This is a genomic window from Halomonas campaniensis (assembly GCF_014193375.1).
GTDB classification, from domain to species: domain Bacteria; phylum Pseudomonadota; class Gammaproteobacteria; order Pseudomonadales; family Halomonadaceae; genus Halomonas; species Halomonas campaniensis.
Genome location: NZ_JACHZF010000021.1, coordinates 49490 through 72508, shown reverse-complemented (window position 1 = coordinate 72508; position 23019 = coordinate 49490). Strand labels below are relative to the sequence as shown.

Genomic DNA, 23019 nt, shown 5'->3' with positions numbered 1-23019 from the left:
TGGCTGAACCCGGACCAGGAAGACCCGCTGGTTCAACGCGATCAGCGATTAGAAGCCGCCTGATTCCAGGTTCCAACAATCTTGACAGGCATCGCCCTGGAGATGCCGGTGATCGGCCTGCTGGTGCTGGCGATCATCATCGTCGGCCTGGTCGCCCGGGTGGCCATGCCCTTCCGGTTGCCCACCTCGCTGTTCGCCATCGTGGTGGGGACCGCCATGGCCTACCTGATCGGCGACGCCGGCGGCGAGCGCTTCAGCGACGCCTTCACCCATCTGGGCTTCTACCCGCTGCTGCCCAACCTGGCCTGGTTCGAGGGCCTGGGGCTGCTCTTCACGGGCATGCTGGCGGTGCTCACCGTGGTGCTGCCGATCACCCTGTACAACGCCATCGAGACCATGAACAACGTCGAGGCCATGGAGGCCGCCGGCGACAAGTACGACGTGCGCGAGTGCCAGGCGGTGGACGGCGCCGGCACCATGATCGGCGCCCTGTTCGGCGGGGTCTTCCCCACCACCGTCTACATCGCCACCGTGGGCGCCAAGTGGATGGGCGCCGGGCGCGGCTACAGCCTGCTCAACGGGGCCGTCTATGCCATTGCCACCATGTTCGGCCTGATCGCGGCACTCGCCGCCATCATCCCGGTGTCGGTGGTGGCGCCGATCCTGGTGTTCGTCGGCATGTCGATGATCGCCACGGCCTTCCAGAGCAATGACACCCGCTACTATCCGGCGGTGGCCCTGGCCATGCTGCCCTACTTCGCCAACTATGTGATGACCCGCTTCAACCGCGCCGCCGAGGAGACGGTGACCGGGATCTCGGCCGGCATCGTGCCGATCGGCCAGGGGGCCATGTTCATGGCGATCCTGATCGGCGCCATGACGGTCTCGGTGATCGACCACCAGTTCCGCCGCGCCGCCGCCTTCGCCGGCGTGGCCGCGGGCTTCTCCTTCTTCGGCCTGATGCACGCCCCGGCGCTCGCCCTCAATGCCGCCCCGGACTACGTCATGGGTTACCTGGTGATGGGGGCGCTGTTCCTCTACTTCGCCTGGCAGCAGCAGCGCCTGGCCGCCGGCCGGACCTGAACACACAGGCGCCGGGGCATCCTGCCCCGGCGCGCTGGTGGGTTGGTCTCCGGGCCTCCTGCCCGGCAGTGGGAGCCTCAGGCCTCAGTTGGCCTCATCGGTGTCGTCGTCACCGCCGATCATGCCCCGCAGCCGGTCCTTGACCGCCTCGAGGCGCCCCTTGGCCGGCTCCGCGGCACGCTCCGTGGCACGATCCAGGCCCGGGGCCTTGGTCTTGCCCTCCTCGTCGACCTCGGTATCGGCCTCGATCCCCGCCTCGGCGTCCACCTCGGTGTCGGCTTCCAGACCTGACTCGGCGTCGGTCTCGGTCTCCAGGCCCGACTCGGCGTCGGTCTCGGCCTCCACGCCCGACTCGGCGTCGGTCTCGGTCTCCACGCCCGACTCGGCGTCGGTCTCGGTCTCCAGGCCCGACTCGGCGTCGGTCTCGGCCTCCACACCCGCCTCGGCGTCGGTCTCGGCCTCCAGGCCCGACTCGGCGTCGGCGTCCATACCGGCAACGGCCTCCAGGCCCGACTCGGCGCCGGCGTCCAGACCGGCATCGGCCTCCAGGCCCGACTCGGCGTCGGCGTCCATACCGGCATCGGCCTCCAGGCCCGACTCGGCGTCGGCGTCCATACCGGCATCGGCCTCGCCATCGACACCGCTATCGGCGTCACCCTCGACACCGCCCTCGGCATCACCGACGGCGTCCCCATCGGTGTCAGCGCCATCGGCACTCCCGGCGCTATCACCACCTTCGGCGACGCCGTCGGCGGCCGCCAGCAGCAGTGTGTCACTGGACTGGGTCATCGTGGGAGATGAGGAAAGATCGGTCGACAACGACTCATCTTCCAGGCCCATGGCGTGGGCCTGGACGGTCATGCCGGAGAAGATCAGCGCCATGCTGGCAGCCAGGGTCTTGAGTTTCATGATGCGCCTCCTTGTGCCCCGCCGGGGGGCGGGCCTCCATGTTCAAGGGTGACTCGTCCCTGAGTCGCTCGGCCCCGGGGGGGCCGGTTCCTGCCATGAACAAGCGAGCGGCATGCCAGCAAGAAGAATTGATCTGCAAGGTCAAATAGTTAACCTAACACCACGCCACGAGGCGAGGCGCGGTGCAGCAGGAAGTTGGCCCTATCTGTCGGCAGGAGGCGACGATCCCGGGAGGAAAACCGCGGACAGGGCCAGTTCGTCGGACGAAGGTCGCGTCTGGAAATCGCGACAGGGCCGGCGGGATCGATGGGCGCGCACTTGCCGCCCATCAGGTCGTTCAGCCGCGGGGCGCTGCCGCCGCTCAGGGGCCACTCCGGGGTGTCGTGAATCAACTGCCGACAGTAGAGGGCTGCCGCCTGGGGCTGGCCAGGATCCGTCGCAGCACCTGCCAGGCGGCCAGCCCGGCCAGCAGGTTGCCCACCGCCGCCCCCGCGGCGAGCCCGGCCAGCCCCCCCAGCCAGGCGCCGATGCCCAGGCACGGCAGGTAGAAGAGAAACAGCCGCGCCCCGGACATCAGCATCGCGCGCAGCGGCCAGCCCAGCGCGTTGCCCGCCGAGACCACGAGCATGCAGACGCCGAGCGCGGCATAGCTCGGCAGCAGGAAGCGGATCAGCAGCGCCAGGTCGTCCCGGACCTCCACGTTGCCGGAGAGCGCCAGCGCCACCCAGGGCGCCGCCGCCGCCATGACCAGCCCGAGCCCCAGCTGCCAGACCACCACGACCCGCAGGGCGAGGCGCATCAGCCGGTGCACCTGGTCCCAGTCGCCAGCCCCGTAGCAGCGCCCCAGCCAGGGGGGCAGCGACATGGTCATGGCCAGCACCACCATCAGCGAGAGCGTCTCGAGACGGCTCGCCAGCCCCCAGGCCGCCACCGATGCCTCGCCAAGGGTGGCCACCACCGAGATCGCCAGCATGGCGGCCAGGGGGGGCATCAGCTGGCTGACCATGGCCGGCCCGGCGATGCCGGCAAAGGGCCTGGCCGACGTCCGGGCCTCCCGACCCAGTCCCTGCCAGCTCAGCCAGTCGGTCTCGCGCAGCCGTCGGCCCAGCACCAGCAGGCCGCAGGAGAAGGCGATGGCGGTGGCCCAGGCCGCCCCGGGCAGGCCCAGCCCTTCCCAGTCGCCGACCCCGAAGATCAGCAGCGGGTCCAGCCCCAGGTTCACCAGGCTGGTCACCACCATCATCTTGCCCGGCAGCCAGGTATCGCCGTGGGCGCGGAACAGGCTGTAGCCGAAGTAGAGGGCCGCCCCCAGCCAGGCCGCGAGCAGCTGGGGCGCCCAGTAGGCCCGGATCAGCGCCAGGGTCGCGGCATCGGCGCCCAGGCGGCGAAAGACCGGTTCCTGGACGCCCCACAGCAGCAGCGCCAGCAGGGCGATGGTGCCGGTGCCGGCCAGCAGCACCAGGCTGCCGAGCCGTCGCGCCCTTGCCTCCTGGCCGGCGCCCAGGGCCCGGGAGATCAGCGCGGCGATGGCGATCCCCAGCCCCACCTGGATGCCGATGATCAGGAAGGAGAGCGGGAAGGTGAAGGACTGGGCGGCCAGGGGAGTGGTACCCAGGCGCGCAATGAAGGCACTGTCCACCAGCTGGAAGCCGAGCAGCGCCAGCACGCCGATCGCCATGGGCCAGGTCTGGCGCCACAGGACGAAGCCAAGGGGCTGCTCGGTATCAGATCGGATCGTCACTCGCGCTCCTGTCTCTTGCCGCTTCATCTCCGGTCGGCACGGCATCTGAATCCGCCCTGCCTGACAGCCGGACGTCCACACAGAACATCACCGGGTCGGCCGTATGCTCATCCAGCATCACGTGGTAGGAGTAGACCGGCACCGGCCGGTCGTCCCGGTCGCGCAGCACCAGGCGCCCCGGCGGGATCGCCCTGCCCTCGTGGAGCCACGCCTCGTGGTCACGAATCACCTGTCCACGCATGGCCTCGGGAATGATCAACGACTCCAGCCGGCGCCCCCGCGCCTCCTCGTAGCGATAGCCGTAGAGTCGCTCACTCTCCTCGTTCCAGAAGACCACCCGGCGCTCCCGGTCATAGCCCTGGACGGCGATGTTCGGCAGGCTCTCCAGCATCGCCCTGAACCGCTCCTCGCCGAGCCGCGCCTGCAGCTGCCCCATGTCGGCCTGACTGCCTGGCGCCCGCATGGTGCGCTGCCACTGCCAGGCGGCCAGCCCCATCAGCGCCAATCCCGCCACCATCAGCAGGGCGCCCGGGGGGCGCGAGTGCACCACCACGGAGGCCACCAGAAGCCCCACGGCGGCAGTCGCAAGCCCGATGGAACGACCGGCACTGCACTTCCTCATGGCTGGCATGGCGCCTCTTCTCCCGTGAATCCTGCCCCTGGATGACGCCGCGCATGGTAGCGCTTTTCTCGGGTCAGGCCCATAACGACGCCACCCCCGGGATTGCCGGGGGTGGCGTCTTGCGGGGATCGGGGTCCCCGGGCGTGCCTGGCTTACTGGCGAACGCCCTCGAAGGTGACGTAGAGCTCGAGCTCGTGCATCACCTCGGGGAAGGCGCTCATGTCGATGCCGAAGTCGGCCAGGGTCAGCATGGTGCTGCCCTCGAAACCGGCGCGGTAGCCGCCCCAGGGGTCCTCGCCCTCGCCCATCAGGGTCACCGGCATCTCGATCTCGCGGGTCTCGCCCTTGAGGGTCAGGTCGCCGGTCAGGGTCCCCTCGTTGTCGCCGGACGGCTCGAAGCCGGTGGTGACGAAGGTGGCGGTCGGATGGTCGCCGGCGCTCAGGAAGTCGTCACTGAGGAAGTGGCGGTCACGCTCGGCGTGGTTGGTGTTGAGGCTGTTGACGTTGACCTCCATCTCGACGCTGGACGCCTCGAGGTTCTCGGGGTCGTAGTGGAACTGGCCGGAGAACTCCTCGAAGTTGCCGAGGATGTAGGAGTAGCCGAGGTGGTTGATCTTGAACTGGATGAAGGCGTGCTGGCCCTCGGTATCCACCGCGTAGTCGGCGGCGTGGACCTGGCCGATGCCCACCAGGGCGGTGGCGGCCAGGGCGGTAGCGATGGCAGTCTTCTTCAGCATGTCGAGTTCCTCGTGCAGGATGGTCGTCTCGGGGGTGCCTCGGGCCAGGGGCCGTCGGCGAGTCTTGCAACGGTGCGGACGGCTCAGGGACGCCGGGACCGCGCCGGATGGATCATGCGAGTCAGGGTATCGTGGCGATCCAGGAAGTGATGCTTGAGCGCCGCCAGGAGGTGTCCGCCGGCCAGTACCATCAGCGCCAGGGCCGCGTACCAGTGCACCTCGCCGGCGATACTCTCCTGATTGGGCAGGCCGCTGATCAGCGCCGGCACCTCGAACCAGTCGAAGACGCTGATGCCCCGGCCACGGGCCGTGGAGATCAGGTAGCCGCTGACCAGCACCACCAGCAGCAGGCCATAGAGCAGCACATGGCCCAGGTGAGCCGCCAGCCGCTCCAGGCGGCTGCCCTGTGATGCCGGGGTCGGGTTCAGGAACCGCCAGGCCAGCCTGAGCAGGGTCGCGAACAGCAGCAGGATGCCGATCGAGCGGTGCCACCAGGGGCCCAGGTTATACCAGGGATCGAAGTAGCCGAGGCCGGTCATCCACCAGCCCAGCGCGAACAGCCCCACGATGGTCAGGGCGCTGAGCCAGTGCAGTACGATGCTGACGATGCCCCACCCGCTTCGGGTATTCCGCCACATGATGCGGCTCCTCGTTGCCTTGGACTGGGCGAAGCTTACCGCAGCGCACCATCAGCTTCTGCTGAAAAATGCCGAACCAACCATTCGGAAAAACCGCACGCGGCCCGCCACGCCGGGCGTGGCGGGCCGCATGGGCACGGGCCGGTTCAGTGCTTGCCGAGCAGCTCGAGCAGGCGCCGGGCGGCCGGCGCACTGGAGGCCGGATTCTGGCCGGTCACCAGCAGGCCATCGCAGACCTCGAAGGGCGCGAAGTCGTCAGCGCTGCGCTCGTAGCGCCCCCCCTGGGCCTTGAGGGCATCCTCGAGCAGATGGGGCACCACCTCGGTCAGGCCCACGGCGTCCTCCTCGCTGTTGGCGAAGCCGGTGACCCGCTTGCCCTTGACCAGCGGCTCGCCCTCGGGGGTACGCACCCCGAGCAGCACCGTGGGCGCATGGCACACCGCACCCACCGGGCGGTCGGCGGCCAGGAAGCCCTCGATGAGCCGCTTGACGTCGCCATTCTCGGTGAGGTCCCAGAGCGGGCCATGGCCACCCGGGAAGAAGAGCGCGTCGAAGTCGCCCACCTCGACCTCGGCGAGCCGTTGCGTGCTGGCCAGCTGCGCCTTGGCCGCGTCATCCGCATCGAAGCGGCGGGTCTCCTCGGTGAGGGCCTCCTCGGCCAGGGAGTTGGGATCCACCGGGGGCTGGCCGCCCTTGGGCGAGGCCAGGGTGATCTCGGCGCCGGCGTCCTTGAAGACATAGTAGGGCGCCGCGAACTCCTCGAGCCAGAAGCCGGTGGAGTGACCGGTATCGCCCATGCGGTCGTGGGACGTCAGTACCATCAGGATCTTCATCATTGCCCTCCTTGGGCGGCAGTGAATGCGTGCCCTGATGAGATGGCGACAATCGCCGAGAGTTCAAGGCCAGACACGGCAACGCCCGCCCCGCCGAGAGCGGAACGGGCGTCGAGACGTGCCGGGGCGTGGGCTACAGCAGGGCGTCGAGGCCCCGGGCCAGGTCGGTGCGGATGTCATCGATGGCTTCCAGCCCCACCGCCACGCGGATCAGTCCCTCGGAGATGCCGGCGATACGCTTCTGGTCATCGGAGAGACGGCCGTGGGTGGTGGTGGCGGGATGGGTGATGGTGGTCTTCACGTCCCCCAGGTTGCCGGTGATGGAGAGCAGCCGGGTGGCGTCGATCACCGACCAGGCCGCCTCCCGCCCCCCCTTCACCTCGAAGCCGAGCACCGCGCCGAAGCCCTGCTGCTGGCGGGCGGCGAGCTCATGCTGGGGGTGGCTGGCCAGGCCGCTGTAGTGAACGCGGGCCACGGCCGGGTGGGTCTCCAGCCACTCGGCCAGCGCCTGGGCATTCTCGCAGTGGGCCTTCATGCGCAGTGCCAGGGTCTCGAGCCCCTTGGTGAAGATCCAGGCGTTGAAGGGGCTCAGGCAGGGCCCACAGGTGCGCACTACCCCGAACAGCTCCTCGAGCTCCTTGTCGCGACCCACCACGGCGCCGCCGATCGCCCTGCCCTGGCCGTCCAGGTACTTGGTGGCGGAGTGGATCACCAGGTCGGCACCCAGCGAGATGGGCCGCTGCAGCGCCGGGGTCAGGAAGCAGTTGTCGATGGCCAGCAGCGCCCCGTGGCGATGGGCGATCTCGGCCAGCGCCGCGATATCCACCACCTCGGAGAGGGGGTTCGACGGCGTCTCGGCGAACAGCAGCTTGGTCGCCGGGGTCATCGCCGCCTCCCAGGCGGCGAGGTCGGCGAGCTCCACGTAGCGGGTGGTGATGCCGAACTTGCCCAGGTACTTATCGAACAGGCTCACGGTGGAGCCGAACAGCGAGCGCGAGGCCACGATCTCGTCACCGGCCGACAGCAGCGCCAGAGCCGTGGAGAGGATCGCCGCCATCCCCGAGCTGGTGGCCACGCAGCGCTCCCCGCCCTCCATGGCGGCCAGGCGCTGCTCGAAGGTGCGCACCGTGGGATTGGTGAAGCGCGAGTAGACGTTGCCCGGCGCCTCGCCGCTGAACTTGGCCGCGGCCTCGGCGGCACTGCCGTAGACGAAGCTCGAGGTCGGGAAGATCGGCTCGCCATGCTCCTGTTCATGGGTGCGCACATGGCCGGCACGAATCGCCAGGGTCTCCAGCGCCCACTCGTCGTCTTTCGCCTGTTGCTGATCCATCGTGGGCCCCTCAGTCGTCGATGTCATCGTCCTGGTTGTGCATTCCCACCAGCGCATGGTCGCCGGCGCTCTGCTGCTGCTTGGCGTCGTCGCTGCGGGAGGCCTCCAGCTCGGCCAGGTAGGCGTCGTCGATGTCGCCGGTGACGTAGCGGCCGTCGAACACCGAGCAGTCGAAGGCCTCGAGGTTCGGGTTGACCTCGCGGCAGGCGCTCTTCAGGTCCTCGAGGTCCTGATAGAAGATGCGGTCGGCGCCGATCAGCTCTCCCACCTCGGCCTCGCTGCGGCCATGGGCGATCAGCTCGCTGGCCGCCGGCATGTCGATGCCGTAGACGTTGGGGTAGCGCACCGGCGGCGCGGCGGAGGCGAAGTAGACCTTGTTGGCGCCGGCCTCCCGGGCCATCTGGATGATCTGCTTGCAGGTGGTGCCGCGCACGATGGAGTCGTCGACCAGCAGGACGTTCTTGCCCTTGAACTCGATGTCGATGGCGTTGAGCTTCTGGCGCACCGACTTCTTGCGCTGGGTCTGGCCCGGCATGATGAAGGTACGGCCGATATAGCGGTTCTTCATGAAGCCCTCGCGGTAGGTCACCCCCAGGTGCTGGGCCAGCTCCAGCGCCGAGGTGCGCGAGGTATCCGGGATCGGGATCACCACGTCGATGTCATGCTCCGGCCACTCCGCCTGGATGCGATCCCCCAGCTTGCGGCCCATCTGCATGCGGGTGCCGTAGACGTAGGCGCCGTCGAGGATGGAGTCGGGACGCGCCAGGTAGACGTGCTCGAAGATGCACGGCGCCAGGGAGGGACGGTCGGCGCACTGCTGGGTATGGATCTCGCCCGCCATGTCGACGAAGATCGCCTCGCCGGGATCGAGGTCGCGGTGCAGCTCGAAGCCGCCCACGTCCAGGGCCACCGACTCCGAGGCGATCATCACCTCCTGGCCGACGCCCTCGTCGCGGGTGCCGAAGACCACCGGCCGGATGCCGTTGGGGTCGCGGAAGGCCACCAGGCCCACGCCGTTGATGATCGCCACGGCGGCATAGCCGCCCTTGCAGCGACGATGCACGCGGCGTACCGCGTCGAAGATGTCGCCGGGCTCCAGGTGCAGCCCCTGCTTGCCCAGCTCGTGGGCGAAGACGTTGAGCAGCACCTCGGAGTCGGAGCTGGTGTTGATGTGGCGCAGGTCCGAGGAGAACAGCTCCTGCTTGAGCTGCTCTGAGTTGGTCAGATTGCCATTGTGGGCCAGGCTGATGCCGTAGGGCGAATTGACGTAAAACGGCTGTGACTCCGCCTCGCTGGAAGAGCCGGCGGTGGGATAGCGCACGTGGCCGATGCCCAGGTTGCCCTTCAGCCGCGCCATGTGGCGGGTGTGGAAGACGTCCCGCACCAGGCCGTTGCTCTTGCGCAGCAGGAAGCGGCCCTCATGCCAGGTCATCATGCCGGCGGCGTCCTGTCCGCGATGCTGAAGCACCGTCAGGGCGTCATAGATGCCCTGGTTCACCGCCTGCTTGGCCATCAGGCCCACGATACCGCACATTCCACCTTACCTCGCTTGCCGGGAACTTGCTGTGAAGAGTAGCGGCGGCACCGGCTGGCCGGGCCGCCCGGAATTCATTCGTCGGGGGGTGCCGCGTCATTGCCCGCCCCGTCGCCGCGCCCGGGCAGGGAGATCTCGCGCAGGGACTCCGGCGCCTCGGGCAGGCGCCCCTCCCTCGCCTCGAACTGGCTCACCGCCCAGTCGCGCAGCTGCTCGAAGGTCGGCCTGAGCTGGGCGTCGCGCCACGCCTCGAGCTGGGCCAGCGGCGTCAGGCTGATCAGGATGGTGGCCAGCACCAGGATCGCCGCCCCCTTGGCGGCGCCGAAGCCGGCCCCCATGACCCGGTTGAACAGGCCCATGCCGACCCACTCCACCGCGGCATGGATCAGCCGGATGACGATGCCGCAGAGCAGGATCACCGCGAAGATCACCAGCACGAAGGCCAGCACCAGGCGGCCATCGGCGTTGTCGATCAGGCCAGACAGCAGGTCCGCCACGGGCTCGGCGAGCAGCCGGGCGGCCAGCAGCGCGATGATCCAGGCCGCCAGGCCCAGGGCCTCGCGGATCAGCCCGCGCATGAAGCCGGTCACGGCGGTCACCGTGAGCAGGCCGATGAAGATCCAGTCCAGCCAGGTCAGCGCCATGCTCAGTTCCTTACCCGGACCAGCAGGCCCTGGAGGTTGGCACGGGACTTGAGCTCGCCCATGGCGCGCTCGCCGGCCTCGGAGCTGTCATAGGGCCCCACGTAGACCGTGGTCAGGTTGTTGTCGCGGGGACGGCTGAAGACGCTGAAGCCCTCCTCGCGAAGCTGGGACTCGAGGCGTTCGGCATTGGCCGGCTCGCCGAAGCTGCCGACCTGCACCGCCCACTCCCCCGAGGCGACCGCGGCAGCGGGCGCCGCACTCTCGCTGGCCTCGCCGGCCAGGCGCTGGTCGGCCGCGCGGGCCAGTTCGGCGATGGGATCGGCGGGCGGCGTCTCGGCGGGCGGCTCGGGCGCCTGGGACACCACAGCCTCGCTGGCGTCCGGCTCCACCACCGGGGGCTCGGACGCCGGCTCGGCCTGGGCCACCTGCTCCGCCGCCGCATCGTCGACCTCCTCGACCGACGGGGCCTGGTCATCCTCCCGTGACACCAGCGGCGCCCCGATCTCGCCGAGGCTCTCCGGGGGACGGGGCGCCGGGACGTCGCGGCGCTCCACGTCGACGGGCTGCTCGATGGTCAGCACCGGCTGGGGCCGCTCGCTGCGCGGGGCCGGCTCGTCGAACAGCATGGGCACGAAGATCACCGCCAGGGCGATCAGGATCACCGCCCCGCTGAGACGCTCCCGCATTCCGTATTTCATGACACTCCCTCGCTGCGCATGTCGTTTCCCTCAGTCTGCGCCGTCGGCGATGCGCTCGCCAGCCGCCCCGGCAGCACCTCGGCGACGGTGAAGAAGGAGCCGCAGACCAGCACCCGGTCCTCGGGCGCCAGCCGGCCTGCCAGCCAGTCGGCGCCGGCCGACGGCGAGTCGGCGCAGTGCAGCACCTCGGCGCCCAGGCGGTCGAGCCGGGCGGCGAGGTCCTCGGCCTTGCGGGCGCGGTCGCCCGCAAGGCTCGCCGTCACCCAGGCATCGACGGCCGGTATCAGGGCCGCCATGACGCCGTCGGCATCCTTGTCACCGAGCATCCCCAGCAGCGCGACGGTCCGTCCGGCACAGGGACGCGCGGCGAGGCGCGCCGCCAGGTAGCCGGCCGCATGGGGGTTGTGGCCCACGTCCAGGCACCACTGTCCCAGCCACTGCATGCGCCCGGGCAGGCGCACCTCGGCAAGCGCCCGGCGGCAGGCCTCGGCCTCGAGGGTCACGCCGGCAAGCTCGAGGGCCTTCAGCGCCGTGGCGGCGTTGTCCAGGGGCAGGCCGGGGTCGGGAAGGCCCTCGTCCCAGCGGAAGTCCTCGCCAAGCGCGTAGACGGGAGCACCCAGCGAATCGGCCACCTCCCGCACGCTGGCGGGCAGGTCGCGGCTGCCCAGCACCGCGGGGCGGCCGGGCCGCAGGATGCCCGCCTTTTCGCGGCCGATCTGCTCGAGGTCCGTGCCGAGGAAGGCGGCATGGTCCTGCGCCACGGTGGTGACCACCGCCACGTCCGGGTCGATGACGTTGACCGCGTCGAGCCGGCCGCCGAGCCCCACCTCGAGGATGGCGAGATCGGGCGACCGCTGCGCCATGGCCCAGAGGGCCCCGAGGGTCCCCACCTCGAAGTAGGTCAGGCTGACCGGCTCGCCGGCCAGACGCGCCCGCTCCACGGCCGTGAAGCCGTCGATCAGCAGGCCATCGTCGGCCTCCTGGCCATCGAGACGCAGGCGCTCGTTGTAGCGGATCAGGTGCGGCGAGGTGTAGGCGGCGGTGGAGAGGCCGTGGGCCCGGGCCAGCGCCTCCAGCATGGCCACGGTGGAGCCCTTGCCGTTGGTGCCGGCCACGGTGATCACCCGCCTGGCCAGCGGCCGCGCCAGCAGTCCCATGCGGCGGGCGACCTCGGCCACGCGATCGAGGCCGAGGTCGATGCCCACCGGATGGGCGGCTTCCAGCCGGGCCAGCCAGGCATCCAGGGTGGTGGGCAGGGCCGCGTCAGTCATCGCCAGGATCAGCGACGGGCAGCGTCGTGCCCGTCACGGCCGCCGTCCTCGGCGGGCTCGTCGGCACCGGGGGCGGACGCCTCGCGGGGCTCCGAAGACTCGGCCGCCTCGACGTCCGGCGACTCGGCGGAGGTGGGCTCCTCGGCCTGCTCCGCGACGTCCACCAGGTCGGGCTCGTCGGGGAACGCCTCGGCGGGGCCGTTGGCGGGCTGGTGGGTCAGCTTGCGCAGCACGCCGCCCAGCCGTTCACGGATCTCGCTGCGGTGGACGATCATGTCGACGGTGCCGTGCTCGAGCAGGAACTCGCTGCGCTGGAAGCCCTCGGGCAGCTTCTCGCGGACCGTCTGCTCGATGACCCGGGGGCCGGCGAAGCCGATCAGCGCGTTGGGCTCGGCGACGTTGAGGTCGCCGAGCATGGCCAGGGACGCCGAGACGCCACCGAACACCGGGTCGGTCAGCACCGAGATGTAGGGCACGCCGGCCTGCTTGAGCCTCTCCAGCGCGGCCGAGGTCTTGGCCATCTGCATCAGCGAGAAGAGCGCCTCCTGCATGCGCGCCCCGCCGGAGGCGGAGAAGCAGATCAGCGGGATGCCCTCGTCGTGGGCCAGGGTCGCCGCACGCACGAACTTCTCGCCCACCACGGCCCCCATGGAACCGCCCATGAAGGTGAACTCGAAGGCCACCACCACCACCGGCAGGCCATCGAGGCTGCCGCGCATGGCGATCAGCGCGTCCTTCTCGCCGGTCTCCTTCTGGGCCGCCGTCAGGCGGTCCTTGTACTTCTTGGAGTCGCGGAACTTGAGGCGATCGACGGGCTCCACCTCGGCGGCCAGCTCCTCGCGGCCCTCCTTATCGAGGAACCAGTCCAGCCGCTTGCGGGCGGTCAGCCGCAGGTGATGGTCACACTTGGGGCAGACGTTATGGTGCTTCTCGAGTTCGGGTAGGTAGAGCACCGCCTCGCACTTGGGGCACTTGCGCCACAGGCCGTCGGGCACGCTGGCCCGGCGGTCCTTGCGCTGGATACGCCCCATGGAGGGCACGATCTTGTCTAGCCAGCTCATGTCAGAAAGGGTTCCGTCATGTGGTCGGCGCCCGGGAGACCCCGGGCGCATGAATCGAGTCGAATGGCGAAGGCCGGCGTCAGGCGGCGCTCATGGCGTCCAGGGCCTGGCGCATCTCGCCGAGCACCGCCTTGAGCTCGCCGGCGATCACCTCGGGGCGATCGGCATTCTCGGCGATACGGCTGACCAGCGCCGAGCCGACGATGACACCGTCGGCCACCTTGCCCACCTCGGCCGCCGAGGCGCCGTCACGGATGCCGAAGCCGACGCACAGCGGCAGGTCGGTCATCTCGCGCAGCGGCGCCAGGTGCTCGGCCACGTCCCGGGAATCGAGGATCGCCGAGCCGGTCACGCCCTTCAGCGAAACATAGTAGAGATAGCCCTCGCCGTGGGCGCATATTGTAGCGGCCCGGGCATTGGAAGTGGTAGGGGCAACGAGGAAGATCGAGGCCAGCCCGCGGGACTTGAGCAGTGGCCCGACCTCGTCGGCCTCCTCGGGCGGCATGTCCACGGTCAGCACGCCGTCGACGCCGGCCTCGGCGGCCTGGTCGGCGAAGGCGACGAGACCGATGCGCTCCATGGGGTTGAGGTACCCCATCAGCACCACCGGCGTGGTGGCGTCGGTCTGGCGAAACTCGCGCACCATCTCGAACAGGTGGGAGAGGCGAACGCCACGCTTGAGGGCGCGCTCGCAGGCCTTCTGGATCACCGGGCCGTCGGCCATGGGGTCGGAGAAGGGCACGCCCAGCTCGATGACGTCGGCGCCCGCCTCCACCAGGGCATGCATGAACCCCACGGTGTGCTCGGGGCCCGGGTCGCCGGCGGTGATGAAGGGGATCAGCGCGCGGCGGCCCTGGGACTTGAGCTCGGCGAAGCGTTGGTCGATACGGTTCATCATGGCCCCTTAGATCTCGATGCCGTCGATCTTGGCGACGGTGAGGATGTCCTTGTCGCCCCGACCGGACAGGTTGACGATGATGTTCTGGTCGGGACTCATGGTCGGCGCCAGCACCTTGGCGTAGGCCAGGGCGTGGGCGGTCTCCAGCGCGGGCATGATGCCCTCGACGTGGGTCAGCTCACGGAACGCCTCGAGCACCGCGTCGTCGTTGGCCGCCACGTAGTTGACGCGCCCCACGTCCTTCCACAGCGCGTGCTCGGGACCGACGCCCGGGTAGTCCAGGCCGGCGGAGACCGAGTGGGTGTCGGAGACCTGGCCGCCCTCGTCGGACATCAGGTAGGTGCGGTTGCCGTGCAGCACGCCGCGGGGGGCACCGGAGGCCAGCGGCGCCGCATGGCGGCCGGTCTCGACGCCGTCGCCGCCGGCCTCGACGCCGTACATCACCACCTCGTCGTCCTCGACGAAGGGATAGAAGAGCCCCATGGCATTGGAGCCGCCGCCCACGCAGGCGATCAGCGCGTCGGGCAGCTTGCCGAACTCCTCGAAGGACTGCCGGCGCGCCTCGCGACCCACCACGGAATTGAAGTCGCGCACCAGCATCGGATAGGGGTGCGGGCCCGCCACCGTGCCGATGATGTAGAAGGTGTCGTCGACGTTGGTCACCCAGTCGCGCAGCGCCTCGTTCATGGCGTCCTTGAGGGTGCGGGTGCCGGATTCCACGGCGATCACGTTGGCGCCCAGCAGGCGCATGCGGTAGACGTTGAGCTTCTGGCGCTGCACGTCCGCGGCGCCCATGTAGACGTCGCACTTGAGCCCCAGGCGCGCCGCCACGGTGGCCGTGGCCACGCCGTGCTGGCCGGCGCCGGTCTCGGCGATCACCCGCGGCTTGCCGCTCTTCTTGGCCAGCAGCGCCTGGCCGATGGTGTTGTTCACCTTGTGGGCGCCAGTGTGATTGAGGTCCTCGCGCTTGAGCCAGATCTGCGCCCCGCCCAGCTGCTTCGACCACCGCTCGGCATGGTAGAGCGGCGAAGGACGACCCACGTAGTGGGCCAGGTCATAGTCGAATTCCGCCTGGAAGGCCGGGTCGTCGCGAAGACTCAGGTAGGTCTTCTCCAGCTCGTCCAGGGCGAAGCTCAGGGTCTCCGAGACGAACCGGCCGCCGTAGGGGCCGAAGTGGCCGCGGGCATCCGGCAGTCGGGTCAGGTCACTGAACTTGCTCACGAAAGACACCTCACAGGTCGCCAGAAGGGCATGGGGATTGAAATCGATCATTGCACGCGTGCGGCCGAGGGGCGGGCTCCGGACAACGTGGGCTCAGTTCACCAGGCGGGCCGCGTCACCGCGTCGCACGGCCTCGAGAAAGGCCCGGATGCGCTCGGCATCCTTGACGCCGGGAGCGGCCTCCACGCCCCCCGAGACATCCACCGCGAAGGGCGTCACCCGGGCGATGGCCTCGGCCACGTTGTCGGCGCTCAGGCCTCCGGCGAGGATAACAGGTTTTGCCAGGCTTGCGGGGATCCGCGACCAGTCGAAGGTCTCCCCGGTGCCGCCGGGAACCCCGGGGCGATAGGCGTCGAGGAGCAGCGCCCGGGCCCCGCCATAGGCCGCGGCGGCGGCAGGCAGGTCGAGGCCGTCGCGCATGCGCAGCGCCTTGATCCAGGGGCGTGGCGCCCCCTCGCAGACCGCCGGCGGCTCGTCGCCGTGGAACTGCAGCAGGTCCAGGTGTGCGGCACAGCGCTCGATCAGCTCGGGGTCCTGGTCGACGAAGAGCCCCACCCGGGTGACGAAGGCGGGGACCCGCTCGGCCAGCTCGGCCAGACGGGCCTCGTCCACGGCGCGGCGGCTGCCCGGCCAGAGCACGAAGCCCAGGGCATCGGCCCCCGCGGCCACGGCGGCGTCGACGTCCTCGGGGCGTGTCAGGCCGCAGAGCTTGACGCGTGTTCGCTGCATCATGGCGTCCCGTCCTCCGCCGGGGTGAGGGAGGCCACCGGCCGGCCGCGGCGGAACTCGACCATGGGGCAGTCGGGCAACGGCCGCTGGCCGGTCCACTCGCCGAGGAAGGCCAGCAGGTTGGGACCCAGCGGCTCGGCGGGCAGGCCCCAGCTCTCGTCGTAGAGCGAATCCACGAAGTGCAGGCCACAGGCCGGCGCGGTGACGTCGGCGAGGGTGCGGTCCTTGAGGGCCATCAGCTCGGCCAGGTAGTCGTCGCCGCGCTCGCCGCGGCCCACGGTGACCAGGGCGCCGACGATGTTGCGGATCATGTGGTGCAGGAAGGCGTTGCCCTGGACGTCCACCACCACCAGCGGGCCGTGGCGATGGACCTCGATGAAGTGGAGGTGGCGCCAGGGGGTCTTCGACTGGCAGCCGGCGGCACGGAAGCTCGAGAAGTCATGCTCCCCCACCAGCGCCTGGGCGGCCCGATGCATGGCGTCGGCGTCGAGGGGGTCGCGGCACCAGGTGACGTTGGCGCGCTCCAGCACCGGCCGGCTGGGCTGGTTGAGCAGGATGTAGCGATAGCGGCGGGCCAGGGCCTTGAAGCGGGAGTGGAAGGTCTCGGGCACCTCCCTGACCCAGCGCACGGCAACGTCGCGGGGCAGGTTGGCATTGGCACCGAACACCCAGGCCTTCTGCGAGCGCGCCGCGGGGGGATCGAAGTGGATGATCTGCCGGGTGGCATGGACGCCGGAGTCGGTGCGCCCGCTGGCATGCACCCGTACCGGTTGCCCGGCCACCCGGGCCAGGGCCTGTTCGACCGCGCCCTGCACCGAGGGCGCGTGCTTGAGGAACTGCCAGCCGTAGTAGCCGCTGCCGTCGTACTCCACCCCCATGGCCAGGCGGCCGGTCAGGGGGTGGCGTTCGTCGAGGGGTTGGAAGAGGGTCATTCGGCCTTCACGAATCGAGACGGGTGAACAGCGCCTCCGCCTCCTCGCGCAGGGCCGGATCGTCGCTCTGGCGAAGCGCCATGAGCAGCGAGCGGGCCCGGTCAGCGTCGCCCGCCTCCAGCAGGCGGCGCGCCTCGTCCAGCGAATCGGTGGAAGCACCCCGGGAAAGGGACTCATTATCCCGATCCAGCGGCGGGAAGGCCACCTCCTCGACCTCCCACTCCTCCGGCACCTCGCCATCGCCCTCGGTGGGCGCATCGAGGGGCGGGAAGTCGGGGGACGCCGACTCGCTCGGCGGCGCCTCACCCGCGGGGGCGGAGGGGGTGAACTCCACGCTGGGCTGCATCGGCGACTCCTCGCGAGGCGCCGGACTGGTGTCCAGGCTCGGCGGCCGATAGTCGATGATCTCGCGACCATCCTCGCTCTCGCGGGTGGTCAGCGGCGGGAGCTCGGGTTCGGGTTCGGGTTCGGGTTCTGGAGGAACGATCGGCTCGGGCGCCTCGGCCGTAGAGAGCTCCCGGGCACCGGCCAGGGAGTCGACGTCCGCTGAATCCGTGGACGCGTCATCCTTGTCGACGCTGGCGTCAGGGCGCCGGGAGCGGGCGCTGTCCGTCGCCTCCTCGCCGTGGGCACGGGTCGCCGCCGACGTCCCCGCGGTGGCACCAGCGGAGGGCGAGGCCGTTTCGTCCCTCTCACGGGATGCCGCGTCATCCTCGGCCCGGGGTGTCTCGTCGGACGGGTCATCGAAGACCCGCGGTGGCAGGGACGCCGATTCGGTGAACACCGCCCGGCCGCCCGCCTCCTGGCGAGTGCCGGACGCGGTGGCCAGGCCATGGCGCACCATCAGCCGCTCCACCTCGTCGGCCACGGCCGGATTGCCGCCGTCGCGCAGCCGTGCCGCCTCGCGTTCGGCCGCCTCCCGGTCACCCTGCTCGAGGTGCACGGTCAGCAGCTTCAGGCGCAGGTCGTCACGCTCCGGTTCCCGCGCCAGGCCGGCCTCGAGCAGGTCGCGGGCCTGGTCATAGCGCCCGTAGGCGATGAAGATGTCCGCCTCGCTGATCGCCTCGGCCTGGGGCATGGACGACTGCACCGGCGTGGCCGGCCGGGAGGCCGATGCCGCGGCGGCGGTACCGGCCATGGCGGCGCCCGTCGTGGCCGCCCCGGGCGAAACCGGCGACTCGGCGCCGGGTGCGGCGACCCGCACCTCGCCGAAGCCGCCTCGGGAGGCGTCGGCCTCCTCATGGCGCCGCCGGCGCCGCACCACCAGCCACAGCGCCAGCAGGGCCGCCAGGCCGGCACCGCCCAGCATCAGGTTGCGATCCACCTCGCCCTGGTAGAAGGATCCCCACCAGGGGGCCTCCTCGGCCTGGCTGCCCGGCGCCACGATACCGCCGGCACCCGGTCCGTCCACGCCGCTGCCGCCGGCACCGAGCGCCGCCAGCTGGTCGCGCAGCGCCGCCAGCTCATCGCGCATCTCGCCCAGCTCGTCCTGCAGCTGGTCGCGCTCCTCCTGGACGGTCTCCAGCGTCTGCTGGCTCTCGAGCCAGCGGGCCTCGAGGCGCAGCAGGCGATCATCAGAGGTCAACTCGCCGTCGCCGCTCAGCGAAGCCAGCAGGTCGGGGTCGTCCATGACCCGCGGGGCCGAGGCGGCGCCATCGGTCGCGCCCGCCTCCCTCGCACCGCCCTCGCCTTCCGCGCCGCTGTCGCCTTCCGCAGTGGCGTCCTCCACCGCCTCGGCAGCGGCGCCGGGCGCGGCACCTTCCGCCGCGACCTGGGCATCGGTCAGCAGGGTCAGCCTCGGCCCCTCTTCACCCTCCGACGACGGGGCCGCCGCCGCTTCGGTGGGGGCATCGGTCTCGGGGTCGTCGACGGCGGGAGCGGGCTCGGTCGCCTGAGGGGACGGAGGCGTCGGCGCGGTCGCCACGGCCGTGGTCTCTGCCTCGGGCTCGGGGGTACCCAGGGGCACCCGCGCCGGCGCGCCGCTGCCACGGTTGGCCCAGGCCTGGTTCATGGCGGCGACGACGCGATCCGCCTCGGCGCCGGCGCGCGCGGCGATGGCATCGCGGCCGGGCACCACCAGGGTGAAACCGGCCCGCATGGCGTTGATGTTGCCCGACGGGAAGACCTCGGGGTTGGCCTCCACCAGCGCCACCATCATCTGGTTCATGCTGATGCCGCTGTCGGGCCGCAGGCGACCGGCCACGGCCCACAGGGTGTCGCCGCTGCGCACCCACGCCGGATCGCCGGCGGTGCCCGACGAGGCGGAGCGCGAGACCGCCCGGGCGGGCGCCGATTCACGCGGCGCCGGCGGCGTGGCGGAAGGCGCAGGAGGCTGGACGCGGGTGCTGCCGGCCACCAGCACCGGCATCTGATCGTAGTCGGGCGGGTCGAGCAGCAGGGTCACTTCGCGCAGCTGCTGGCCGTCGGGCCAGTCGAAACGCAGCAGCAGGTCGACCCAGGGCTCGCGCACCGGCCGCTCGGTGGTCAGGTCCACCACCAGGCGCCCCTGGCGCTGCTCCACGGCCAGCCTGACGCTGGCGGCGAGCGGAGAGCGGGTCAGCCCCGCCGCCGCGAAGGCGCGTTCGTCGGCCACCGAGACGTTGAGCAGGCCCGGCGGAATGCCGCCGGTATCGCTGAGCGGAATGGTGGCACGCAGCGGCGCGTTGAGCGTCGAGCGTACGTCGGCTTCCCCCAGCCCCAGGGCCAGCGCCATCGGGCTGGCGGCGGAAAGCGAAAGCAGCATGGCGAGTGTCAGCTTGCGTTTCATGGAGGTCCCTTGCGTCCGTCGGCTGGCCAACGCGGCAATCCCGCGGGCAGCGATGCCATGTCGTAATGTCGTTATGGTACCTATGTACCATATTCACCGTCTGAACGCGCCTGGCCGGGGTCATGCCAGGGCTCATGTCTTCAACGTAAGCCATTGATCCAGACCACGCGAACCACCGGCCATCCAAAAGGACGGGGCGCCTCCCGAAGGAGACGCCCCGCTCGTCACGCGCGTTGCCGAAGGGGCACGATCACTGCTGCTTGAGGATCATCAGCATCCGCTTGAGCGGTTCCGCCGCCCCCCACAGCAGCTGGTCACCGACGCTGAACGCGGAGAGGTACTCGCCGCCCATGGCCAGCTTGCGCAGGCGGCCCACCGGGACGGTGAGGGTGCCGGTGGCAGCGGCCGGGGTCAGGTCGCGGATGGTCGCCTCCTTGTCGTTGGGCACCACCTTGACCCACTCGTTGTGCTTGGCCAGGCGATCCTCGATCTCGTCGATCGGCACGTCCTTCTTCAGCTTGATGGTGAAGGCCTGGCTGTGGGAGCGCATGGCGCCGATGCGCACGCAGAGGCCATCGATGGGAATCGGGTTGTCCTGGAGGCCGAGGATCTTGTTGGTCTCCACGGTGCCCTTCCACTCCTCCTTGCTCTGGCCGTTGTCGCGCTTGACGTCGATCCAGGGCAGCAGGCTGCCGGCCAGCGGTGCGCCGAAGTTGTCGGTGGGGAAGTCGCCGGAGCGCATGGCCGCGGTGACCTTGCGGTCGATGTCGAGGATGGCGCTGGCCGGGTCGGCCAGCTCGTCGCCCACGCTGTCGCGCAGGGTGCCCATCTGGTTGAGCAGCTCGCGCATGTGCTTGGCACCGGAGCCGGAGGCGGCCTGGTAGGTCATGGAGGTCATCCACTCGATCAGGTCCGCCTCGAACAGGCCGCCGAGACCCATCAGCATCAGGCTGACGGTGCAGTTGCCGCCGACGAAGGTCTTGGCGCCACGGGCCAGCTGGGCATCGATGACATGGCGGTTGACCGGGTCGAGGATGATGGTGGCCTCGTCTTCCATGCGCAGGGTGCTGGCGGCATCGATCCAGTAGCCCTTCCAGCCGCCGCTGCGCAGGTCGCCGTAGACGGCCTGGGTGTAGTCGCCACCCTGGCAGGTGACGATGACGTCCAGCGCCTTGAGGGCGTCGAGGTCGAAGGCATCCTTGAGGGGAGGCACGTCCACGCCGACGTCGGGGCCGGCCTGGCCGACCTGGGAGGTGGTGAAGAAGACCGGCTCGATGCCCTTGAAGTCACCCTCTTCCACCATGCGCTGCATGAGCACGGAACCGACCATGCCGCGCCAACCGACGAAACCGACTTTCAACATGTGAAGTCCTCCAGTAATCGAATGTGGGAGGTATTATACAGAAACCGGGCCCGCCTCGCAGGCGGGCCCGGAACACCCTGATTCAACAGCAGATTCTGATAAGGGCTCAAAGCGCTCAGAGCGCCTCGAAAGCCGCCAGCACGGCGTCGCCCATCTCACGGGTGGAGACGATATGGGAGCCCTCGGAGGCAATATCCGCGGTTCTCAGGCCGTCGTCCAGCACCTTGCCCACGGCCTCCTCGATGCGGCTCGCCAGCGCCGGCTCGTCCAGGGAGTAGCGCAGCATCATGGCCACCGAGAGGATGGTCGCCAGGGGGTTGGCGATGCCCTTCCCGGCGATGTCCGGGGCGCTGCCGTGGCAGGGCTCGTACATGCCCTGGCCGCTCTCGTTGAGCGACGCCGACGGCAGCATGCCGATGGAGCCGGTGAGCATGGCGGCGGCGTCGGAGAGGATATCGCCGAACATGTTGCCGGTGACCATGACGTCGAACTGCTTGGGCGCGCGCACCAGCTGCATGGCGGCGTTGTCGACGTACATGTGTGAGAGCTCGACGTCCGGGTACTCCGGCGCCAGCCGCTCCATCACCTCGCGCCACAGGATGGTGACCTCGAGCACGTTGGCCTTGTCCACGGAGCAGAGCTTCTTGCCGCGCTTCTGCGCCATCTCGAACGCGACGCGGCCAATGCGCTCGATCTCGCTCTCGGAGTAGACGTAGGTGTTGAAGCCCACCCGCTCGCCGTCACGCTCCTCGATGCCCCGGGGCTGGCCGAAATAGATGCCGCCGGTGAGTTCGCGAACGATCATGATGTCGAGGCCGGCCACCAGCTCGGGCTTGAGGCTCGAGGCCGACGCCAGCTGCGGATAGGTGATGGCGGGACGCAGGTTGCCGAACAGGCCCAGGTTCTTGCGCAGGCCGAGCAGGCCCTTCTCCGGACGCTTGGCGAGATCCTCGAGGGTGTCCCACTTGGGCCCACCCACGGCGCCGAGCAGAATGGCGCGGGCGGCCCTGGCCTTCTCCAGGGTCTCGGCGGGCAGCGGCTCACCATGCACGTCATAGGCGCTGCCGCCCACCAGGGCTTCCTCCACCTCGACGTCGAGGCCGCGGGCCTGGCAGGCGGCCAGGATACGGCTCGCCTGGGCGGTGATCTCGGGGCCGATGCCGTCCCCCGGCAGTACCAGAATCTTCTGAGTCATTGCTTCTTCCTTGCGGGGACCGCGGAGCTACCTCGGCGGCAGGCCTGCGAGGAGGCGCTGTGAATACATCCCTGTACGCTACCGACGCCATCCCTGGCGTAGGACCTCCTCTTCGGCCTGCCCCCGACGCTCCGCTTCCTCGGAGTGGTGGGAACGTCAGGCCTGGGCGCTATCGCGGAACAGCCAGGGGCGCGTGGCGCGATGCTTCGCCTCGAAGGCGCGGATGGCGTCCTCGTCCTGCAGGGTGATGCCGATGTCGTCGAGCCCCTCGAGCAGGCAGTGCTTGCGGAAGGCGTCCACCTCGAACTCGAGGATCTCACCGGCGGGGGTGATCACCCGCTGGTTCTCCAGATCCACGTCGAGGCGGTAGCCCTCGTTGGCCGCAACTTCCTGGAACAGGCGCTCTACCGTCTCCTCGGGCAGGGTCACCAGCAGCAGGCCGTTCTTGAAGGCGTTGTTGTAGAAGATGTCGGCGAAGCTCGGCGCGATCACCACCCGGAAGCCGAAGTCCTCCAGCGCCCAGGGCGCATGCTCCCGGGAGCTGCCGCAGCCGAAGTTGCGCCGGGCGAGCAGCACGCTGGCCCCCTGGTAGCGCGGCTGGTTGAGCACGAAGTCGGGATTGAGCGGCCGCCGGGAGACGTCCTGGCCGGGCTGGCCCTCGTCGAGATAGCGCAGCTCGTCGAACAGGTTGACGCCGAAGCCGGTCCGCTTGATCGACTTCAGGAACTGCTTGGGAATGATCAGGTCGGTGTCGACATTGGCCCGGTCGAGCGGCGCGACGAGCCCTTCGCTGCGTTCAAACTTCTTCATGGT

General features: G+C 70.0%; 20 protein-coding genes and 1 pseudogene. 1 reads left to right on the top strand and 20 read right to left on the bottom strand.

Annotation, left to right across the window (positions count from 1 at the left end):
- Positions 1–96: 96 nt before the first annotated feature.
- Positions 97–1083 (top strand): annotated as a pseudogene (locus BDK63_RS14205) (NCS2 family permease); the annotation flags it as partial.
- 84 nt (positions 1084–1167) lie between these two features.
- On the opposite strand, the gene BDK63_RS14200 reads toward BDK63_RS14205, so the two are convergent.
- The 20 genes from BDK63_RS14200 to leuD all read right to left on the bottom strand — a co-directional run bounded on the left by BDK63_RS14200 (position 1168) and on the right by leuD (position 23016).
- Positions 1168–1992: a putative sodium/potassium/calcium exchanger gene (locus tag BDK63_RS14200; protein ID WP_183333072.1), complete on the bottom strand. Its 825-nt coding sequence runs from the start codon at positions 1990–1992 to the stop codon at positions 1168–1170.
- A 388-nt stretch (positions 1993–2380) separates the two neighbouring features.
- Positions 2381–3670, bottom strand: coding sequence for an MATE family efflux transporter (locus tag BDK63_RS14195; RefSeq protein WP_246386155.1), 1290 nt, complete (start codon positions 3668–3670; stop codon positions 2381–2383).
- A 46-nt stretch (positions 3671–3716) separates the two neighbouring features.
- The gene (locus BDK63_RS14190) at positions 3717–4364 is read right to left on the bottom strand and encodes a PAS domain S-box protein (protein WP_246386142.1); all 648 of its coding nucleotides are present in this window, start codon (positions 4362–4364) and stop codon (positions 3717–3719) included.
- Between the two features lie 143 nt (positions 4365–4507).
- On the bottom strand, positions 4508–5092 hold the full coding sequence (locus tag BDK63_RS14185) for a YceI family protein (RefSeq protein ID WP_183333068.1): 585 nt from the start codon (positions 5090–5092) through the stop codon (positions 4508–4510).
- A gap of 83 nt (positions 5093–5175) precedes the next feature.
- Positions 5176–5730 (bottom strand): cytochrome b, encoded by a 555-nt coding sequence (locus tag BDK63_RS14180; protein WP_183333066.1) that lies wholly within the window; start codon positions 5728–5730, stop codon positions 5176–5178.
- Between the two features lie 146 nt (positions 5731–5876).
- The gene (locus BDK63_RS14175; protein ID WP_183333064.1) at positions 5877–6563 is read right to left on the bottom strand and encodes a type 1 glutamine amidotransferase domain-containing protein; all 687 of its coding nucleotides are present in this window, start codon (positions 6561–6563) and stop codon (positions 5877–5879) included.
- 133 nt (positions 6564–6696) lie between these two features.
- Positions 6697–7893 carry an O-succinylhomoserine sulfhydrylase gene (locus BDK63_RS14170; protein ID WP_183333063.1) on the bottom strand — a complete coding sequence of 399 codons (1197 nt, stop codon included), beginning with the start codon at positions 7891–7893 and terminating at the stop codon, positions 6697–6699.
- A gap of 10 nt (positions 7894–7903) precedes the next feature.
- The gene (gene purF, locus BDK63_RS14165; protein WP_183333061.1) at positions 7904–9427 is read right to left on the bottom strand and encodes an amidophosphoribosyltransferase; all 1524 of its coding nucleotides are present in this window, start codon (positions 9425–9427) and stop codon (positions 7904–7906) included.
- 74 nt (positions 9428–9501) lie between these two features.
- Positions 9502–10071, bottom strand: a complete 570-nt coding sequence (locus tag BDK63_RS14160) for a CvpA family protein (protein WP_183333059.1) — start codon at positions 10069–10071, stop codon at positions 9502–9504.
- Positions 10072–10073: 2 nt separating this feature from the next.
- The gene (locus BDK63_RS14155; RefSeq protein WP_183333056.1) at positions 10074–10769 is read right to left on the bottom strand and encodes an SPOR domain-containing protein; all 696 of its coding nucleotides are present in this window, start codon (positions 10767–10769) and stop codon (positions 10074–10076) included.
- Positions 10766–12040, bottom strand: a complete 1275-nt coding sequence (gene folC, locus BDK63_RS14150) for a bifunctional tetrahydrofolate synthase/dihydrofolate synthase (protein WP_183333054.1) — start codon at positions 12038–12040, stop codon at positions 10766–10768. Before folC ends, BDK63_RS14155 begins: the two co-directional genes overlap by 4 nt.
- Before the next feature lie 8 nt (positions 12041–12048).
- Positions 12049–13101, bottom strand: coding sequence for an acetyl-CoA carboxylase, carboxyltransferase subunit beta (gene accD / locus BDK63_RS14145; protein WP_183333052.1), 1053 nt, complete (start codon positions 13099–13101; stop codon positions 12049–12051).
- Between the two features lie 79 nt (positions 13102–13180).
- Positions 13181–13996, bottom strand: a complete 816-nt coding sequence (gene trpA / locus BDK63_RS14140) for a tryptophan synthase subunit alpha (RefSeq protein WP_183333050.1) — start codon at positions 13994–13996, stop codon at positions 13181–13183.
- A 9-nt stretch (positions 13997–14005) separates the two neighbouring features.
- Positions 14006–15220 carry a tryptophan synthase subunit beta gene (trpB, locus tag BDK63_RS14135; RefSeq protein ID WP_343065322.1) on the bottom strand — a complete coding sequence of 405 codons (1215 nt, stop codon included), beginning with the start codon at positions 15218–15220 and terminating at the stop codon, positions 14006–14008.
- Positions 15221–15313: 93 nt separating this feature from the next.
- Entirely contained in the window at positions 15314–15952 is a 639-nt protein-coding gene (locus BDK63_RS14130) for a phosphoribosylanthranilate isomerase (RefSeq protein ID WP_183333046.1), read from the bottom strand.
- The gene (gene truA, locus BDK63_RS14125) at positions 15949–16881 is read right to left on the bottom strand and encodes a tRNA pseudouridine(38-40) synthase TruA (protein ID WP_183333044.1); all 933 of its coding nucleotides are present in this window, start codon (positions 16879–16881) and stop codon (positions 15949–15951) included. The genes BDK63_RS14130 and truA overlap by 4 nt, the downstream gene beginning before the upstream one ends.
- A 7-nt stretch (positions 16882–16888) precedes the next feature.
- Positions 16889–19648: a FimV/HubP family polar landmark protein gene (locus BDK63_RS14120; protein ID WP_183333042.1), complete on the bottom strand. Its 2760-nt coding sequence runs from the start codon at positions 19646–19648 to the stop codon at positions 16889–16891.
- Positions 19649–19898: 250 nt separating this feature from the next.
- Positions 19899–21011, bottom strand: coding sequence for an aspartate-semialdehyde dehydrogenase (gene asd, locus BDK63_RS14115; RefSeq protein ID WP_183333040.1), 1113 nt, complete (start codon positions 21009–21011; stop codon positions 19899–19901).
- A gap of 115 nt (positions 21012–21126) precedes the next feature.
- Positions 21127–22206 carry a 3-isopropylmalate dehydrogenase gene (gene leuB, locus BDK63_RS14110; RefSeq protein ID WP_183333038.1) on the bottom strand — a complete coding sequence of 360 codons (1080 nt, stop codon included), beginning with the start codon at positions 22204–22206 and terminating at the stop codon, positions 21127–21129.
- Positions 22207–22362: 156 nt separating this feature from the next.
- Entirely contained in the window at positions 22363–23016 is a 654-nt protein-coding gene (gene leuD / locus BDK63_RS14105) for a 3-isopropylmalate dehydratase small subunit (protein WP_183333036.1), read from the bottom strand.
- Positions 23017–23019 lie beyond the last annotated feature (3 nt).

Bases quoted from the DNA above. Each gene is read 5' to 3' on its own strand.
- BDK63_RS14200 (WP_183333072.1), bottom strand. From the start codon at position 1,992: ATGAAACTCAAGACCCTGGCTGCCAGCATGGCGCTGATCTTCTCCGGC.
- BDK63_RS14195 (WP_246386155.1), bottom strand. From the start codon at position 3,670: ATGGCGATCGGCGTGCTGGCGCTGCTCGGCTTCCAGCTGGTGGACAGT.
- BDK63_RS14190 (WP_246386142.1), bottom strand. From the start codon at position 4,364: ATGCCAGCCATGAGGAAGTGCAGTGCCGGTCGTTCCATCGGGCTTGCG.
- BDK63_RS14185 (WP_183333068.1), bottom strand. From the start codon at position 5,092: ATGCTGAAGAAGACTGCCATCGCTACCGCCCTGGCCGCCACCGCCCTG.
- BDK63_RS14180 (WP_183333066.1), bottom strand. From the start codon at position 5,730: ATGTGGCGGAATACCCGAAGCGGGTGGGGCATCGTCAGCATCGTACTG.
- BDK63_RS14175 (WP_183333064.1), bottom strand. From the start codon at position 6,563: ATGAAGATCCTGATGGTACTGACGTCCCACGACCGCATGGGCGATACC.
- BDK63_RS14170 (WP_183333063.1), bottom strand. From the start codon at position 7,893: ATGGATCAGCAACAGGCGAAAGACGACGAGTGGGCGCTGGAGACCCTG.
- purF (WP_183333061.1), bottom strand. From the start codon at position 9,427: ATGTGCGGTATCGTGGGCCTGATGGCCAAGCAGGCGGTGAACCAGGGC.
- BDK63_RS14160 (WP_183333059.1), bottom strand. From the start codon at position 10,071: ATGGCGCTGACCTGGCTGGACTGGATCTTCATCGGCCTGCTCACGGTG.
- BDK63_RS14155 (WP_183333056.1), bottom strand. From the start codon at position 10,769: ATGAAATACGGAATGCGGGAGCGTCTCAGCGGGGCGGTGATCCTGATC.
- folC (WP_183333054.1), bottom strand. From the start codon at position 12,040: ATGACTGACGCGGCCCTGCCCACCACCCTGGATGCCTGGCTGGCCCGG.
- accD (WP_183333052.1), bottom strand. From the start codon at position 13,101: ATGAGCTGGCTAGACAAGATCGTGCCCTCCATGGGGCGTATCCAGCGC.
- trpA (WP_183333050.1), bottom strand. From the start codon at position 13,996: ATGAACCGTATCGACCAACGCTTCGCCGAGCTCAAGTCCCAGGGCCGC.
- BDK63_RS14130 (WP_183333046.1), bottom strand. From the start codon at position 15,952: ATGATGCAGCGAACACGCGTCAAGCTCTGCGGCCTGACACGCCCCGAG.
- truA (WP_183333044.1), bottom strand. From the start codon at position 16,881: ATGACCCTCTTCCAACCCCTCGACGAACGCCACCCCCTGACCGGCCGC.
- BDK63_RS14120 (WP_183333042.1), bottom strand. From the start codon at position 19,648: ATGAAACGCAAGCTGACACTCGCCATGCTGCTTTCGCTTTCCGCCGCC.
- asd (WP_183333040.1), bottom strand. From the start codon at position 21,011: ATGTTGAAAGTCGGTTTCGTCGGTTGGCGCGGCATGGTCGGTTCCGTG.
- leuB (WP_183333038.1), bottom strand. From the start codon at position 22,206: ATGACTCAGAAGATTCTGGTACTGCCGGGGGACGGCATCGGCCCCGAG.
- leuD (WP_183333036.1), bottom strand. From the start codon at position 23,016: ATGAAGAAGTTTGAACGCAGCGAAGGGCTCGTCGCGCCGCTCGACCGG.